The organism is Ruegeria sp. N8 (assembly GCF_056531325.1).
In genome coordinates, this window is the sequence record NZ_JBQFLQ010000002.1 from 604,866 (window position 1) to 621,144 (window position 16,279).

The 16,279-nt window shown below is 59.1% G+C and carries 14 protein-coding genes; 4 read left to right on the top strand and 10 right to left on the bottom strand.

Translation table 11 applies throughout. The features are described from left to right. Positions 1-76: 76 nt before the first annotated feature. The 3 genes from ACR0C5_RS07115 to ACR0C5_RS07125 are packed head-to-tail and all read right to left on the bottom strand — an operon-like array spanning position 77 to position 2,474. Complete coding sequence (locus tag ACR0C5_RS07115) at positions 77-748, bottom strand: CPBP family intramembrane glutamic endopeptidase (RefSeq protein ID WP_480875574.1); 672 nt, start codon at positions 746-748, stop codon at positions 77-79. Continuing rightward, positions 745-1,392 (bottom strand): aminotransferase class IV family protein, encoded by a 648-nt coding sequence (locus ACR0C5_RS07120; RefSeq protein ID WP_480503279.1) that lies wholly within the window; start codon positions 1,390-1,392, stop codon positions 745-747. Before ACR0C5_RS07120 ends, ACR0C5_RS07115 begins: the two co-directional genes overlap by 4 nt. Further along, entirely contained in the window at positions 1,347-2,474 is a 1,128-nt protein-coding gene (locus ACR0C5_RS07125; RefSeq protein WP_480875577.1) for an aminodeoxychorismate synthase component I, read from the bottom strand. Before ACR0C5_RS07125 ends, ACR0C5_RS07120 begins: the two co-directional genes overlap by 46 nt. A 176-nt stretch (positions 2,475-2,650) precedes the next feature. On the opposite strand from ACR0C5_RS07125, the gene carB reads away from it, so the two are divergent. Continuing rightward, complete coding sequence (carB, locus tag ACR0C5_RS07130; protein ID WP_480875579.1) at positions 2,651-5,995, top strand: carbamoyl-phosphate synthase large subunit; 3,345 nt, start codon at positions 2,651-2,653, stop codon at positions 5,993-5,995. A 60-nt stretch (positions 5,996-6,055) separates the two neighbouring features. On the opposite strand, the gene ACR0C5_RS07135 is transcribed toward carB, so the two are convergent. The 3 genes from ACR0C5_RS07135 to ACR0C5_RS07145 are packed head-to-tail and all read right to left on the bottom strand — an operon-like array spanning position 6,056 to position 10,621. Beyond that, the gene (locus ACR0C5_RS07135; protein WP_480875581.1) at positions 6,056-9,106 is read right to left on the bottom strand and encodes an efflux RND transporter permease subunit; all 3,051 of its coding nucleotides are present in this window, start codon (positions 9,104-9,106) and stop codon (positions 6,056-6,058) included. A 13-nt stretch (positions 9,107-9,119) separates the two neighbouring features. Further along, positions 9,120-10,157, bottom strand: coding sequence for an efflux RND transporter periplasmic adaptor subunit (locus tag ACR0C5_RS07140; RefSeq protein ID WP_480875584.1), 1,038 nt, complete (start codon positions 10,155-10,157; stop codon positions 9,120-9,122). Beyond that, on the bottom strand, positions 10,154-10,621 hold the full coding sequence (locus ACR0C5_RS07145) for a MarR family winged helix-turn-helix transcriptional regulator (RefSeq protein ID WP_170783850.1): 468 nt from the start codon (positions 10,619-10,621) through the stop codon (positions 10,154-10,156). Before ACR0C5_RS07145 ends, ACR0C5_RS07140 begins: the two co-directional genes overlap by 4 nt. A 169-nt stretch (positions 10,622-10,790) precedes the next feature. Here ACR0C5_RS07145 and ACR0C5_RS07150 point away from each other — a divergent pair, with 169 nt between their 5' ends. Beyond that, on the top strand, positions 10,791-11,915 hold the full coding sequence (locus ACR0C5_RS07150) for a beta-ketoacyl-ACP synthase III (RefSeq protein ID WP_480875588.1): 1,125 nt from the start codon (positions 10,791-10,793) through the stop codon (positions 11,913-11,915). 121 nt (positions 11,916-12,036) lie between these two features. Continuing rightward, positions 12,037-12,687 carry an immunity protein Imm33 domain-containing protein gene (locus ACR0C5_RS07155; protein WP_480875590.1) on the top strand — a complete coding sequence of 217 codons (651 nt, stop codon included), beginning with the start codon at positions 12,037-12,039 and terminating at the stop codon, positions 12,685-12,687. Positions 12,688-12,758: 71 nt separating this feature from the next. Here ACR0C5_RS07155 and ACR0C5_RS07160 read toward each other — a convergent pair whose 3' ends face one another. Continuing rightward, positions 12,759-13,220, bottom strand: coding sequence for a hypothetical protein (locus ACR0C5_RS07160; RefSeq protein WP_170769047.1), 462 nt, complete (start codon positions 13,218-13,220; stop codon positions 12,759-12,761). A gap of 357 nt (positions 13,221-13,577) precedes the next feature. Here ACR0C5_RS07160 and ACR0C5_RS07165 point away from each other — a divergent pair, with 357 nt between their 5' ends. After that, positions 13,578-14,156: a thymidine kinase gene (locus ACR0C5_RS07165; protein ID WP_170769818.1), complete on the top strand. Its 579-nt coding sequence runs from the start codon at positions 13,578-13,580 to the stop codon at positions 14,154-14,156. On the opposite strand, the gene ACR0C5_RS07170 is transcribed toward ACR0C5_RS07165, so the two are convergent. From ACR0C5_RS07170 to proC, 3 genes are read right to left on the bottom strand one after another with little or no spacing between them, the layout of a single operon-like run. Continuing rightward, positions 14,153-15,103, bottom strand: coding sequence for a 2-hydroxyacid dehydrogenase (locus tag ACR0C5_RS07170; RefSeq protein ID WP_170769046.1), 951 nt, complete (start codon positions 15,101-15,103; stop codon positions 14,153-14,155). The two genes, ACR0C5_RS07165 and ACR0C5_RS07170, sit on opposite strands and share 4 nt — an antisense overlap. Beyond that, a complete protein-coding gene (locus tag ACR0C5_RS07175) occupies positions 15,103-15,441 on the bottom strand; it encodes a tRNA-binding protein (RefSeq protein WP_170769045.1) in 339 nt (112 codons plus the stop codon). The genes ACR0C5_RS07170 and ACR0C5_RS07175 overlap by 1 nt, the downstream gene beginning before the upstream one ends. Further along, positions 15,434-16,249: a pyrroline-5-carboxylate reductase gene (gene proC / locus ACR0C5_RS07180; protein ID WP_170769044.1), complete on the bottom strand. Its 816-nt coding sequence runs from the start codon at positions 16,247-16,249 to the stop codon at positions 15,434-15,436. Before proC ends, ACR0C5_RS07175 begins: the two co-directional genes overlap by 8 nt. Between the last annotated feature and the right edge of the window lie 30 nt (positions 16,250-16,279).

A 16,279-nucleotide genomic window follows, 5' to 3' on the forward strand; every position in this document is an offset into this window, starting at 1 on the left:
TCATATCCCTTCGGGCGCAGAATTCGTCGCGCCGATACACCCCGTCGGGCCGCGAAAGTCAAGGCAGGTATCCCGCTCAAAACGGCCTTTGCACGTTGCCCGAGTAGAAATAGATGCCCAGACCGACCGCAAAGATGATATTGCCCGCAATCGCATGCAACAGCACCGCATAGAAAAATGAGCCGCGTTTGCGATAGGCCCAAGTGAACAGTAGCCCACCCGCAAATGTCATGACAGCGACGATCAAGCTCCAGTACATCAGATGCGCCAGCGAAAACAGCGCGGCGTTCAGCAGATAGGCCGCGCGCTCGCCCGGCAGGATTGTATGATAGCGGCGGAAGAACAGCGACCGAAACAGAAGCTCTTGCGGTAGGGCCGAGATGAAAGGGTAGAAGACCCAGATCATCAGCAGGATCTCGGGCCGTTCGCGCAGCAGAAAAAAGGCGGCCTCGGGGCGGGCGATCATCACGACCGCCACGCAAAACAGAGTCATCGCAACGGCAAACAGGGCAACCTCGGTCCAGGACCAGTTGCCATGGTTGTATCGCAGTTCGGCCCATTCAAAGCCCGGTGTATAGTGCAGCAGTAAGATGCCAAGTGCGGTGAAACTGAACAGCGACGGGAACATCCAACTGGGCGGAAAGAATACCGCGATCAGCACCGGGACAGCGATGAAGAACAGTCCGAACTCGACACGCAGCCGCAGCGTTTGAGGCGCGCTCTCGGCCCACTCGAATTGTTTGCTCACAGTTCTACCAACTCCGCCCGGATCAGGCCTCGTAAGGAATTTCCGACATATATTTCTGTCGCATCCTTCAGGTCGGTCAAGGATAACACGGCGTCAGTAACCTGTTTATTTTTCAGCGCCTCTTCGCGCAGTATGCCGGGCAGCACGCCGCAGGACAGTGCGGGCGTCAGGCCGCGTCCATCAGGCATGTGCAGAAACAGATTGCTGATCGTGCCCTCGCACAGTTCGTCGCGTTCATTCAGGAACAGCAGTTCGTCAATTCCCGGTGGCAGCGATGCGCGGGCGTCATCATAAAGCGCGCGTTGTGTGGTCTTGTGCTGCAACCACACATCCGAGGCCCGCAAACGCTGATCCGCGATTGCCACACGCCAGAACGGCGGGTTCTCGAGCAGCGCACCGGTCGTCACCTCCACAGCGCCTGCCATATCTAGCGTCAGCCGGCAACGCAGAGCGGATGGACCCGCGACATCTTCCAAAGCGGCCACGGCGCGGGCCCGATCAAACGGCACTCCCAACGCCTCAGCCGATCGCGCCATGCGCGCCAGATGGCGATCACGGCGCACAAACCCCTGCCCCGGCCGGAAGGCCAGCGTTTCGATCAAGCGAAAGTCAGGGTCATCTGGCGGGCGAAGCGGGCTTTCCATAGCGCCTCCTCATATTCGGATGGGGCAGTGCTGTCCCAGACCACGCCGCCGCCCACATTCAGGGTGGCTTTGCCGCCCTCGACCATCAGCGTGCGGATGGCCACGTTAAACTCCGACCGCCCATCCGGCGCGGCCCAGCCAATCGCGCCGCAATAGATGTCGCGCGGCCAAGGTTCGAGGTCGGATAGAATCTCCATCGCGCGGATTTTGGGCGCACCCGTGATCGAGCCGCAGGGGAAAAGCGCCATCAGAATGTCCGAAAGCTCGGCCCCCAGATGCAGCTGCGCCTGCACCAGCGAGATCATCTGATGCACGGTCGCATAAGTTTCAACCTTGAACAGTTCGGGCACGTTGACCGAACCGGGCAGCGCCACACGGCTGATATCGTTGCGCAGCAGGTCGACGATCATCAGGTTCTCGGCCCGGTTCTTTGCGTCACTCGACAGGAAATCGCGGCGGCGGGCGTCTTCGGCCAAATCCTCGCTGCGCGGTTGGGTGCCTTTCATCGGGCGCGTTTCGATCAAACGGTCGGCATCGGTACGGAAAAACAGCTCGGGCGAGCGGCTGAGCAAGTCAGGCAAACCGTCCTGCTGCACAAGCGCGCCGTGGCCCACGGGCTGACCTGCCGCCAACGCGGCATACAAAGCGGCGCTGGTGCCTTCGACCATCAGGTCAATCGGAAAGGTCAGGTTGGCCTGATAGATATCGCCCGCGCCGATGGCCTCATGCACGCGCGCGAAGGCTTGGGTATAGCGCGCCTCGTCCCAGCGAGGCGCGAAACCGGTCACTCCACCCGCAGGCGCAGGCAGGTCGCTTTGGGCTGGCGTGTCGAAGACGCCAAAGCACAGCAATGGCAGGCGGCGGCCCTCGGGCATCCGCGCGGACAACCTCGGCTCCAGCGCATAACCAAGCTCATAGCTGGCATAACCGGCCAACCACGCACCATCCGCGCGCGCGGAATCCAGCGCCTCCAACGCGTGGGGCACATCTTCCGCGCGGTCGGCGCGGATCACCTGCGTGGGCCGGTCAAAAGTGGTCCCCTGCCCGGCCGGGCCCTGATCGAAACGAATACGCACCTGCATCCTCATTTGCCGTGCTGCGCGGTATAGAGAATACGGTGCCGAGGGAAAGAGGGGAAAGCGGCAATTTCACCCCTGTTTCCGATACCCCTTGAACCTTTTCGCGCTGTCCCTATAACGCAGGACAATTTGGGCGCTTGGGGGTGCCCTGACTCGCGAACAATTGAAGGAACGTGGCCATGCCGAGAAGAACCGACATCAAGTCGATCATGATCATCGGGGCGGGGCCCATTGTCATCGGTCAGGCATGCGAGTTCGACTATTCCGGCGCTCAGGCATGTAAAGCGCTGCGCGAAGAAGGTTACCGGGTCATTCTGGTGAACTCGAACCCCGCCACGATCATGACCGACCCAGGTCTGGCCGACGCCACCTATATCGAGCCGATCACCCCCGAAGTTGTTGCCAAGATCATCGAGAAAGAGCGCCCCGACGCCCTGCTTCCTACCATGGGCGGACAGACCGGGCTGAACACTTCGCTGGCGCTGGAAGAGATGGGCGTGCTGGACAAGTTCGGCGTCGAGATGATCGGTGCCAAGCGTGACGCCATCGAGATGGCCGAAGACCGCGCACTGTTCCGCGAGGCGATGGACAGGCTGGGCATCGAAAACCCCAAAGCCGAGATTGTAACCGCCCCCAAGGACGCGGACGGCAAAAAAGATCTGGACGCGGGCGTAGCGCTGGCGCTTGAGACACTGGAGACCGTCGGTCTGCCCGCCATCATCCGCCCCGCCTTTACATTGGGCGGCACCGGCGGCGGCGTGGCCTATAACCGCGAGGATTACATTCATATCTGCCGCACAGGCATGGATGCGTCCCCCGTGGGTCAGATCCTGATCGACGAAAGCCTGCTGGGCTGGAAAGAATATGAGATGGAGGTGGTGCGCGACACCGCCGACAATGCCATCATCGTCTGTTCCATCGAAAACGTCGATCCCATGGGCGTGCACACGGGCGACTCGATCACCGTGGCCCCGGCCCTGACGCTGACCGACAAAGAATACCAGATCATGCGCAACCACTCGATTGCCGTGCTGCGCGAGATCGGGGTCGAGACCGGCGGATCGAACGTGCAATGGGCGATCAACCCCGTCGATGGCCGCATGGTCGTGATCGAGATGAACCCGCGCGTGTCGCGCTCGTCTGCGCTGGCGTCCAAGGCGACCGGTTTCCCGATTGCGAAAATCGCCGCGAAACTGGCCGTGGGTTATACGCTGGACGAGCTGGACAACGACATCACCAAGGTCACGCCTGCGTCCTTCGAACCGACCATTGACTATGTGGTCACCAAGATCCCGAAATTCGCCTTCGAGAAATTCCCCGGCTCGGAACCCTACCTGACCACCGCGATGAAGTCGGTGGGTGAGGCCATGTCCATCGGCCGCACGATCCACGAATCGATGCAAAAGGCGCTGGCCTCGATGGAATCGGGCCTGACCGGCTTTGATGAGATTGAAATCCCCGGTCTGAACGTTGGTCTATGGGATGAAGCCGACGACAAAGCCGCTGTGATCAAGGCCATCAGCCAGCAGACACCGGATCGCCTGCGCACCATCGCGCAGGCCATGCGCCATGGTCTGACCGACGACGAGATTTTCGGCGTCACCAAGTTCGACCCGTGGTTCCTGGCCCGCATCCGCGAGATCATCGAAGCCGAGCGTCAGGTGCGCAAAGATGGCCTGCCCGTCACCGAGGACGGTATTCGCAAGCTGAAAATGCTGGGCTTCACCGATGCCCGTCTGGGCAGCCTGACCGGCCGAGATGAGAGCAATGTCCGCCGTGCCCGTCTCAACTTAGGCGTCACCGCCGTGTTTAAGCGTATCGACACCTGCGCCGCCGAGTTCGAGGCGCAGACACCCTATATGTACTCGACCTATGAGGCCCCCATGATGGGCGAGGTCGAATGCGAAGCCCGCCCAAGCGACCGTAAAAAGGTTGTCATCCTCGGCGGTGGCCCCAACCGGATCGGTCAGGGGATCGAGTTCGATTATTGCTGCTGCCACGCTTGTTTCGCGCTGACCGAACAGGGCTATGAGACCATTATGGTCAACTGCAACCCCGAGACCGTCAGCACCGACTATGACACCTCGGACCGCCTGTACTTTGAGCCGCTGACCTTCGAACACGTCATGGAGATCCTGACGAAAGAGCAGGAAAACGGCACGCTGCACGGTGTGATCGTTCAGTTCGGCGGTCAGACCCCGCTGAAACTAGCCAACGCGCTTGAGGCCGAAGGCATTCCGATCCTCGGCACCACGCCCGACGCCATCGACCTTGCCGAAGACCGCGAACGCTTCCAGGCGCTGGTCAACGAACTAGGCCTGAAACAGCCCAAGAACGGCATCGCCTCGACCGACGAACAGGCGCTTGAGATTGCAGACGAGATCGGCTTCCCGCTGGTCATCCGCCCCTCATACGTTCTGGGCGGGCGCGCCATGGAAATCGTGCGCGATATGGATCAGCTGCGGCGCTATATCAACGAGGCCGTCGTCGTCTCGGGCGACAGCCCCGTTCTTCTGGACAGCTATCTGGCGGGCGCGGTTGAGTTGGACGTGGACGCGCTGTGCGACGGCACCGATGTGCACGTGGCAGGTATCATGCAGCATATCGAAGAGGCCGGCGTGCATTCGGGCGACTCGGCCTGTTCTCTGCCGCCCTACTCGCTGTCCAAGGAGATCCTCGATCAGATCAAGGATCAGGCGTTCAAATTGGCTAAGGCTCTGAACGTGGTCGGTCTGATGAATGTTCAGTTCGCGATCAAAGACGATGAGATCTACCTGATCGAAGTGAACCCGCGCGCCTCACGCACCGTGCCCTTCGTCGCCAAGGCGACCGACAGCGCGATTGCGTCCATCGCAGCGCGTATCATGGCTGGTGAGAAGCTCTCAACCTTCCCGATGCGCCCCGCGTACAAGGAAGGTCAGGACACCAAGATTGCCGACCAGATGACGTTGGCCGACCCGGACATGCCGTGGTTCTCGGTGAAAGAGGCCGTGCTGCCCTTCGCCCGCTTCCCCGGCGTTGATACCATTCTGGGCCCCGAAATGCGCTCGACCGGCGAGGTCATGGGCTGGGACCGCGACTTCCCGCGCGCCTTCCTCAAGGCGCAGATGGGCGCTGGTATGGTGCTGCCGTCCGAGGGCCGCGCATTTATCTCGATCAAGGATGCCGACAAGACACCCGCAATGCTTGAGGCGGCGCAGGTGCTGACCGAACAGGGTTTCTCACTGGTTGCAACGCGCGGCACGCAAGCCTGGCTGGCAGAGCAAGGCGTCGACTGCGACGTGGTAAACAAGGTCTATGAAGGCCGACCCGACGTGGCCGATATGCTCAAAGACGGTCAGGTGCAGCTGCTAATGAACACCACCGAAGGCGCACAGGCGGTCGAAGACAGCAAGTCCATCCGCTCCATCGCGCTGTATGACAAGATCCCCTATTTCACCACTGCGGCCGCTAGCCATGCCGCAGCTTTGGCGATCAAGGCGCAGGCCGAGGGCGATGTCGAGGTCAAATCCCTGCAGGGTTAACCCCACCACCCGGTTACAGAAAAAAGCAAAACCCCCGGTCTCTGACCGGGGGTTTTTCATTTAAACAACAGGTTGCGGCGCTGATTTGCGCCGGTATTCCGGCAGGAAGAACACCATGTAGAACACGGGCGCGGCCACCATGGTCAGGATCGTGGCAAAGGCCAACCCTCCCATGATCGTCACCGCCATCGATTTGAAGAACGCATCCGTCAACAGCGGTGCCATCCCTAGAATGGTCGTTATCGCCGCCAGCATCACCGGGCGCAAACGCGAGACCGAGGCTTCGACGATCGACTCGTGCAGTCCCTTACCGGTTGCGCGAACCAGGTCGATCTCTTCCACCAGAACGATGCCGTTTTTTATCAGCATCCCCGACAAGCTCAGCAGCCCAAGCAGCGCCGTAAAGGTAAATGGTAACCCGGTGCCCAGCAACCCGATGACTACCCCATTTACCGACATCGGCACCAGCAGCCAGATGATGATCGGCTGCCGGATCGCGTTGAAGATCAGCACCGAGATCAAGACCATGATCAGCAGGCTCAAGGGCAGTTGCCGTCCAAGGCTTTCATTGGCCTCACCGGCATTTTCAAATTCACCACCCCATTCCATCCGGTATCCGGCGGGCAAATCCATGTCTTCGATGGCCGCCCGGACTTCGGAATGGACCTGAGCCGCCGTGAACCCTGCCGGGATATCTGCACCAACAGTGATGGTCAGGACCCGATCCCGCCGATGTACCAGCGTGTTCAAGGCCTTGTATTCGAACCCGTCCACCATCTGCTCGATCGGAACAAAGCGTTCTGACTGGTCCGAGTACACCACCTGATCCACGATCGAGTAATCGCCATCCGCTGCGCGGCGCAGGATGATCGGGATCAGGCGATCGCGTTCACGGAACACCCCGCCGGTGATGCCATCAGTTGAAAATTGCAACGTGGCTGCGATGTCTTCGCGACTGACACCGGCGGTTTGGGCGCGCTCGGTCGCGTAGATCGGTTGAACCGCCAGCTCTTTTTCGCGCCAGTTGTGATGAACGTGCAGGGCATTCTCGGACGCGGCGCGCATTCTTTGCACGGCCTCGTCCGCCAGTTGCCGCAGAACCACCGGATCGCTGCCCGAGAACCGCGCCTGGATCGGATCGCCGCCACCCGGACCAAAGATCAAACGGCGGGTGCGAAACTCACCCTCAGGGAACTGGGCCGAGCCGAATTCTTCCAGATCCGCGCGCAGTTGCGGGATGTCTTCAAGGGTTTCGGTTCGGATGATCAGGTGACCATAGCTGGGGTTCGGCTTTTCGGCCGAATAGGTCAGCAAAAACCGGGTCGCGCCCTGTCCGACAAAAGTTGCGACCGACACGACTTCATCCCTGTTGGTCAGCCATTCCTCAAACACGGCTATATCATCAGCGGTGCGGGAAATTGGAGTACCTTGCGGCAATTTATAATGCACAAGGAACAGTGGCGTGTTCGAATCCGGAAAGAATTGCTGCTTGACCAGACCGAACCCGGCGAAACAGGCCACCGTCACCCCCACCAAGGCGGCGATCACCAGCCAACGGAACCGCAAAGCCCAGCGCAGGACGGTCCCGTAGATACGGAACATCAGTCCGCCATAAGCATCCACCGCGCCTTCTTTACCCTGTTTGAAGAAATAGTGCCCCAGCATGGGCGTCACCGTCAGTGCCAGAATCCAACTCAGCAGCAATGAGATCGCGATGACCGCAAACAGCGAGAACAGGAACTCACCCGATGCGTCCGGGCTGAGACCGATACCAGCAAACGCCATGATACCGATGATCGTCGCACCCAACAGCGGGATTTGTGTTTTGGACGCAGCCTCATCCGCCGCATCGCGCGCGTTTTTGCCGCGCAGCATGGCGATCTGCATCCCCTCGGCCACGACGATGGCATTGTCGACCAGCATCCCCATGGCGATGATCAACGCGCCTAGCGAAATCCGCTCCATCTCGATCGAGAAGATGGCCATGAACAGCAGCGTTCCCACCACGGTCAGCAGCAGGGTCGAGCCCACCACAATCGCGGCGCGCCAGCCCATGAAGATGGCCAGAACCGTCACTACAATCGCCACCGACAAAGCCAGGTTCACCAGAAAATCGTTCGAGGCCTGCTCGACCACAACATGTTGCTGATAGATCGGCAGGATTTCGACACCATAGGGAATCTGCCCGTCCAGTTCGGCAAATTTCGCATCGGCGCGCTTGCCGACCTCGACAATGTTCTCGGTCGACAGGCCCGCGATGCCCAGCGTGAACGCCTCGGCGCCGTTAAAGCGGATGATGACCTCGGGGTCGGTTTGGCGCCCGCGATAGACATTGGACATATCAAACAGGTTGATCACCTGCCCTTGCGAGCCAACCGACAGCCCCGCGATGGCCGAAACCGTATCGGACCCTTCAGCAGTCAGGACCGTGGTACGGTCATTGTCTGACCGCAGCGAACCCGATGCATTCACCGAATCCGCATTGACGATGGCATCGTTGATCGCCTGCAACGGCACATTCTGATTGACCGAGATGGCTAGGTCGGGCTCCACGAAAATAGCTTCTTCCGGCAGGCCCATCACCTCGACATCCGCTACGCCCTCCACGGTCAGCAATTCGCGCCTCAGAAAGGTCGACAACTCGTGCTTTTCAGCATCCGAGAATCCATCCGCGGTGACCGCATAGAACAGCCCGAACACGTCACCAAACCCGTCATTCACCAGCGGCTGGCTGACACCTGACGGCAACGCGCGAGCCGCATCGCGGACCTTAGCGCGCAGCTTGGTCCAGATTTCGGGCAATTCGGTTCCGTCATAGGTAGACTTCACCTCAACTTCGATCAGCGAGAACCCCGGTTGGTTGACCGAAGTAATGGTTTTGACCTCTCCCATCTGCTGGATCGCCGATTCCAGAGGTTCCGAGACCTCAAGCGCCACTTGTTCGGCAGTGGCACCGGGATATTGCGTGGCGATGACCGCGTTCTTGATCGTAAAGGCCGGGTCTTCCAGCCGACCCAGCGACAGGAACCCCCAGATGCCGCCAAACAGAGCGATCAGAATGATCAGCCACGTATAGATCGGCCGATCAATGGATGCGCGCGCGATGTTCATGACCCTGCCCTCTTTAATTCGCAAAACCGGCAAAACGGCGCACCGTCTGCCCGTCGGTCAATGCTCCACCGCCTGCGACCACGACCTCATCGCCATTGTTAAGCCCGCTCAGAACGCGCACATCCCCACTTTCCGTGGGTTCGATCGTCACCGGTACTCGCGTGATCGTGCCTTCATCGGCCCCTGTCGGCGTGAAGACGAAAATGCCAAGCGTTCCTTCGGCATCCGCCACAATCGCGGTCGCCGGGACCACGATGCCTGTGCGTTGATCCTGTACCTGCACGTTCACCGTCACTGAAGACCCCGGCAGAATCTGCAGCCCTTCCGGCGGGGACAGGCCGAACTGAATGCGGAAGGTTTGACCAACGCTCGAAGATTCAGCATCAAACTCGCGGATTTGCAGCGGGAACACCTCATCGCTGACAGGGAATTTGGCGGTGATGGTGATGTCATCCTGCTGGCCCGAGCGTTGAAACAGAATTTCGGGCACATCCACTTCGATCCGCAGCTCGGACATGTCGTGGATACGAACGATGGGGGTTCCGGCCGATACGGTTGTAAAGGATTCCACCGCGCGGCTTGAGACCAGCGCGTCAAAGGGCGCGGTCAGCGTCGCCTGTTCCAGATCATAAAGCGCATCGCGCACAGCGATATCGGCTAGTTGTGCCGCTGTTTCGGCGTCATCCACAGCAACCTGACTGGCCGCCGTACCGCGCAAACGGGACAAGCGTGCCAGCGTTCGATCGGCTTGTTCTTTTTGCAACACAGCCCGGTCATAGCGGCGCTGGAACGGCTCACGGTCTAGCTCGGCAATCAACTCGTCCTTGGGGATCACGAACCCCTCGGTCACGGGCATGTCCATGATCTGCCCAGCCACCTGAAACGCCAGATCGACCGTTTGGCGCGCAGCCACACGACCAAAGAACTGACGCGAAAACCCCGGTGTAGTTTCCTGCACAACCATCAGCTTGACTGGTTTGGCCGTCTCTTGCGCCGTGGCAGAGGTGGCCAGCAGGGCAAGGGCAATGCCCAAAACAGAGATCAATTTCATTTCTTCAACCCCTCGGGTATTCCCGTTTTCAATATGTTTTCCCGGATTTTCCGGGCCAGACGCGCAAATTCTGCCGTCTCATCAGCATCCAACCCCGACGCGCGGTGAAACAAAGCACCCGCTTCGGCCACCAGGGCCTGACGCATTTCAAGCCCCTTGTCGGTCAGCACCAACAACCAGGCGCGGCGATCTTCAGGGTCGCGTTGCCGCGATAGATACCCCGATGCTTCCAACGCGTCCGCCGTAGAGGTGATCGTGGAGGGCACCGTCAGCATATCCGACGCCAGAACCCCCATGCGCTTGGGCTGGTCTAGCTTGATCAACATGTGGCATTCCTGATGGGTCAGCTCGATTTCCAACGAGTCAAAGCTTTCTTCAAGCTTCCAGTACAAGGCATACACGCCCATCATGGCCTGCATTTCAGGACTGAGCCGTTTTACCAGCGCACTGTCATCGAATGTCATGGACCGAATCCCTTAAAGACCTCGCGACCGCATATACTTCAAAAAATGAACTATTCAAGAATTGAAGCGCATACGGACGCCAACTTTGGCATTCCCTTGGGTCAATCTCTCTTGAACTGACCGGATATTGGCGGCATTTTGAGCAAATCCGAAAAACGCAGGTTCACATATGCACACGCCAGCAATCACAGGCACCGGTGTATTCACGCCAGAGAACATCATCACCAACGCAGAACTCGTCACCGCCTTCAACGCCTATGCCGACAAGGTCAATGCCGAGCATGCCGACGCGATTGCCGCAGGTGACATGGAACCGCTGCAACATTCCTCGGAAGAATTCATCGTCAAGGCCTCGGGCATCCACAACCGCTATGTGATGGACAAGACCGGAGTACTTGACCCCGACGTGATGCACCCGTTGCTGCGTCAGCGCAGTGATGATGAACCCGGCATCATGACCGAGATGGCCGTGGATGCTTGCAAAAAGGCACTGGCGCAAGCCGGGCGCGCACCCGAGGATGTGGATCTGGTAATCTGCGCCGCCTCGAACCACGAACGTGCCTATCCGGCGATTGCGATCGAAATTCAGCAGGCGCTGGGGATCAAGGGCTTTGGCTTTGATATGAATGTCGCCTGTTCCTCGGCCACGTTTGGCATTCAGGCGGCGGCGGATATGATCCGATCGGGATCGGTGAAATCCGCGCTGGTGGTGAACCCCGAGATCTGCTCTGGCCATCTGGAGTGGCGCGACCGCGATTGCCATTTCATTTTCGGAGACGTCGCCACCGCCACCCTGATCGAACGCGTCGAGGACGCAACCGGCCCCTATTTCGAAATCCTCTCCACCCGCTGCGCCACCGAATTTTCCAACAATATCCGCAACAATAATGGTTACTTGCGCCGCTCGCGCCCTGATGGCGTGGTCGATCGGCGTGACATGCAGTTCATGCAGAACGGCCGAAAAGTCTTCAAGGAAGTGCTACCGATGGTCAGCAAGCACATCGCCGACCATATGGACTCCGAAGGGCTGAGCAGTTCGGACCTGAAACGCCTGTGGTTGCACCAGGCCAACAAGACGATGAACGATTTCATCGGCAAAAAGGTTTTGGGCCGCGAGCCAGAACCGGGCGAACAACCCAACATCCTGCAAGACTATGCCAACACGTCTTCAGCCGGATCGATCATCGCGTTCTCCAAATACTCGGACGATTTCGCAGATGGAGAAATCGGTCTGATCTGCTCCTTCGGGGCGGGGTATTCCGTGGGTTCGGTGATCGTGAAGCGGTGCGGTTAAACATCATTTGTAACAGGCGACTTTCACAGCAGGGTATTCTTGCCTCCAACCCGCAGCTTGACCACTTTAGCGTTGAAAACAAACAAGAAGATGAACTGTAAAGCAGATCAAGGTTGCATTTGTGACAAGCCCTAGTTTTCGCCTTCACGACCCGCGCCCAACGCAAAAAGAAAACCCATACACGTTCCATTTACCAAGCGAAGAAGAGCTTGCTGAAGTCGGTATTGGAACAATCGTAAAGCTGATTTTCAGCGCTGTTCCTGAATCCGAACAATACGATGCGGAGAGAATGTGGGTTATCGTAGAACGCCGCGACGGCTCAAATTTGCTAGGTAGGCTCGACAACACCCCAGAAGACATACCTGCATTGACACTCGGCGATCCGGTCGAGTTCAAAATCCACCACATAGTTGGAATAGATTGGGATGACCCGGAATTGCAAATGCGTTTTTCAAACGACTTCAACAAGTGGTTTGGCCGCTGTTTTGTTGATGATGCAGTTTTGGAACGGCGCGCCCGCGTGGGATATGTTTATCGTGAAGATTCCGAACATGACGAAGAAGACAAGTATCCCGATACCGGCTGGCGCATCCGCGCGGATGTAGAACAACTGTCGCAAGAAGAATACGATGACACGCCATGCAGCTATGTCGCTATTGGTGCGGTGTTAAACCGTGATGACAGTTTTGTTCATCTCCTGTCAGAACCCGTTGGAAGCCGTTTTTTGAGAACGCAGGGCGATAGCTACGAACGCTGTCAGGAAGAGGAATAGCTCAAGTGCAGGCATAGCCGTTCGTAGAACGCGCCGCTCAAGTTTTTTTTGCTCGAAGATATGAGAAGCGCTCAGCTCACGCTTTCCTCTTCCAGATGCAGCTTCATCTCGATCAAAACCTGCTGCAACTGGCTGGTCTCTTTCAACAAACGCTTGGCTTCGTTCACTGTGATGATGCCGTCTTCGATGGCGGCCTGGTATTCGGTCATCAGCATGGCAAAGCGCTGGCTTAGCGCGATAACGTCTGCATTCACCCCTCCGGTTCGGGGCGCGTCCGAGTTGCGACCATCATAGGACAGCGTGATGTTCTTTAGGTCCGCCAAAGCCGAGGTCACATGCGGAAAGTTGGACACGGCCTCAAGCCGGGCAACCGCGTCCACCGGCATGAACCGGTCGGCGTGCTCGGCATTGTCGGAATAATACCGGCCCAGGGTCGCCTTGGATTTCCCGGTAATCTCGCAGGCGGATTCGATGCCCACGTCTTTGACCAATGCCTCGGTATGCTTTTTCAGGTAGGCCCCGATATCTGCCATGTTTCAACCTTTGCTGCCTGGCTTCACCACCACATCTGCCAGTGTGGGGGAAACGGTGCGGAAATTTCCCATACTCGAGTCATAATTGAAATGGCATAAATTGACTATCCCTCAGAATTGAAGGGATTTTGTGAGTGAGTGGCGGCGTTTCCAGCCGGTTATGAGTATCCGTGGGGCGTTTTTCTGGTCCTGCAATGGTTAGGCCGTATGACGGCCGACGGCGTCGCTGTTGTTGAAGCGGGGGTATCCATCCCCAATGAGCTTGCGCTCGACCCTTGCAACGACAACGGCGACGACGCTTTCTTGGCTGATATTGGTCCCTTGCCCGCGCCGGTCTGGCGTTTTAGACCCGGGCGTATGGCAAAACTCTACTTCAATTATTCGACCATGAACGCGGGCAAATCGACCGTGTTACTGCAAGCCTCGCACAACTACCGTGAGCGCGGCATGGATACCTATCTGATGACGGCCCGGCTGGATGGACGTGCGGGTGTGGGCAAGATCGCCTCGCGCATCGGGATTGCGGCGGATGCCGACACATTCGGGGCGCAGGACGATGTTTTTGCCATGATCGACGCGCGCCTGAAACAGGGCAAGGTGGCCTGCGTGTTCATTGATGAGGCGCAGTTTCTGACCGAGGATCAGGTCTGGCAACTGGCGCGTGCCGTGGATGATCTGAAAATACCGGTTCTGGCCTACGGGTTGCGCGTGGACTTTCAGGGGCGTCTGTTTCCGGGCTCTGCCGCGCTGCTGGCGCTGGCCGATGAAATGCGCGAGGTGCGCACGATCTGCGAATGCGGTCGCAAGGCTACGATGGTCATTCGGCAGGACGAGAACGGCAACACCATCACCGAAGGCGCACAGGTTCAGATTGGCGGGAACGAGACCTATGTCTCGCTTTGCCGCAAGCATTGGCGCGAGGCGATGGGCGACTAAACCGGGTTCGGCAGCGCGCGCCCCGTGACAAAGGCGGCGACATTATCCAGCGCCATGTTGCCCATATCCGTGCGCACTTCCTCCGTCGCGGTACCCAGATGCGGGAACAGGGTCACGTTGTCCATGTCGATCAGAGCTTGTGGGACCTTGGGCTCGAATTCATAGACATCCAGCCCAGCCCCGGCGATCTGCCCCGCCTGAAGGGCTGCGATCAGGGCAGCTTCATCCACGACCTCTCCGCGCGCGATGTTGACCAGCAGGGCGTTGGGGTTCATCGCCTCTAGCACCTGCGCATTGATCAGATGCCGGGTTGCGGCGCCACCGGGAACCGCCAGCACAAGGAAATCGACCGAAGCCGCCAAAGCAGACAGATCGGGAATGAACTCTGCCGCAAAATCCAGATCCTTCGCGCTTCGCGATTGATAGGCCACCTGCATCGAGAACCCATAGTGGCAACGCCGCGCGATGGCCTGACCGATGCGACCCATGCCCACGATACCAACCCGTTTGCCGGTGACGTGGTGGCCCAGCATCTGGGTCGGATGCCAGCCTTCCCAATCACCGGCGCGAACAAGGCGCTCACCCTCCCCCGCGCGACGGGCCGTGGATAACAGCAGCGCCATGGCGATATCGGCGGTCGCGTCCGTGACTGCGCCGGGGGTGTTGGTGACGGCGATTTCGGCAGCTTGCGCGGCGCTTACGTCGATATGGTTATACCCAACGCCGAAATTGGCCAGCAGCTTGCAACGCGGGTCAGGCACCTGCGCAAAGATATCCGCCGAGAACTGATCGCCCAGCGTCGGAACGACAATGTCGAACGTGTTCAGCGCGTTGATCATTTCTTCCTCAGACATCGGCGCAGTCTCGGGCCGGAATTCAACGTCGAATTCAGCCCTTGCGCGCGCTTCGACCGCTGGCGTCATCGGCCGGGCAATAAATACCTTCATCAGTGCATCCTTCCGCCGATGGGAACGTTGCCATCCGGTCCGATCAGAACGATCTCACCGTTTTCGTCGGGCAGGCCCAGCACCAGGACTTCAGACATGAACTTGCCGATCTGGCGCGGCGGGAAATTCACCACAGCCATCACCTGCTTGCCGACCAGAGTGGCCGGGTCGTAATGCGCGGTGATCTGGGCCGAGGTCTTGCGCTCGCCGATCTCATCGCCGAAGTCGATCCACATCTTGATCGCAGGCTTGCGGGCCTCGGGATACGGCTCGGCGCGGATCACTTCACCTACGCGGATATCGACCTTGAGAAAATCGTCGAAGGTAATCTCACTCACGGGACAGCTCCTTGGATCGGTCGGTGGCGGCTTTGACGGCGCGGTGCAGCAGATCGGGGAAACCCTGTTCTTCGTGCATAAGCACCTCAAGCGCGGCCTGCGTGGTGCCATTGGGCGAGGTCACGTTGATCCGCAGCTGCGCGGGGTCTTCGTCGGCGGCCATGGCCAGTGCGCCTGCCCCAGCCACGGTGGACTTCGCCAGTTTCATCGCCAGTTCATGCGGCAAGCCTTGCGCCTGACCCGCAGCAGCCAGCGTTTCGATCAGGTGGAACACATAGGCCGGGCCCGACCCGCTGAGGCCAGTCACTGCGTCCATCTGCGCTTCATCCGTCAGCCGGACAGTCTCACCAATCGCGGACAACAGGTTTTCGGCCATGGTCACATCGGCCTCGGAGGCCTGTACGTTACCGATCAGCGCCGTGATTCCCTGCCGGATTGCTGCAGGCGTATTCGGCATCGCACGCACGATCGGCGTGCCCGCGCCCAACACGGACTCAAATGTGGAAATCGACGTCCCCGCCGCGACCGAGACGAACAGACTGCCGCCCCCGCCCAGCGTTTTGATCGCGGGCAATGCTTCGCCCATCATCTGCGGTTTGACGGCCACAAGCACCACGGCGGGCGCTTCGGGCATTGCTGTGTTTATATTGACGCCTTGTGCTTTCAGCCAGTCCGAGGGGTACGGATCAACGACCCAGACCGAAGAGGCAGGAAGGCCGTGTTCCAGCCAGCCCGCCAGCATGGCCGATCCCATCTTACCGCATCCCAGAAGCACCAGCCCCTGATCCGCGACACGCGACATATCCATGATTGCCCCTCCCCATTATCTGGCTTGGGG

Excerpts from the sequence above, each read along its gene's own strand:
- ACR0C5_RS07120 (WP_480503279.1), bottom strand. The coding sequence starts at position 1,392 with ATGGAAAGCCCGCTTCGCCCGCCAGATGACCCTGACTTTCGCTTGATC.
- ACR0C5_RS07125 (WP_480875577.1), bottom strand. The coding sequence starts at position 2,474 with ATGCAGGTGCGTATTCGTTTCGATCAGGGCCCGGCCGGGCAGGGGACC.
- carB (WP_480875579.1), top strand. The coding sequence starts at position 2,651 with ATGCCGAGAAGAACCGACATCAAGTCGATCATGATCATCGGGGCGGGG.
- ACR0C5_RS07135 (WP_480875581.1), bottom strand. The coding sequence starts at position 9,106 with ATGAACATCGCGCGCGCATCCATTGATCGGCCGATCTATACGTGGCTG.
- ACR0C5_RS07140 (WP_480875584.1), bottom strand. The coding sequence starts at position 10,157 with ATGAAATTGATCTCTGTTTTGGGCATTGCCCTTGCCCTGCTGGCCACC.
- ACR0C5_RS07145 (WP_170783850.1), bottom strand. The coding sequence starts at position 10,621 with ATGACATTCGATGACAGTGCGCTGGTAAAACGGCTCAGTCCTGAAATG.
- ACR0C5_RS07150 (WP_480875588.1), top strand. The coding sequence starts at position 10,791 with ATGCACACGCCAGCAATCACAGGCACCGGTGTATTCACGCCAGAGAAC.
- ACR0C5_RS07160 (WP_170769047.1), bottom strand. The coding sequence starts at position 13,220 with ATGGCAGATATCGGGGCCTACCTGAAAAAGCATACCGAGGCATTGGTC.
- ACR0C5_RS07165 (WP_170769818.1), top strand. The coding sequence starts at position 13,578 with ATGGCAAAACTCTACTTCAATTATTCGACCATGAACGCGGGCAAATCG.
- ACR0C5_RS07170 (WP_170769046.1), bottom strand. The coding sequence starts at position 15,103 with ATGAAGGTATTTATTGCCCGGCCGATGACGCCAGCGGTCGAAGCGCGC.
- proC (WP_170769044.1), bottom strand. The coding sequence starts at position 16,249 with ATGGATATGTCGCGTGTCGCGGATCAGGGGCTGGTGCTTCTGGGATGC.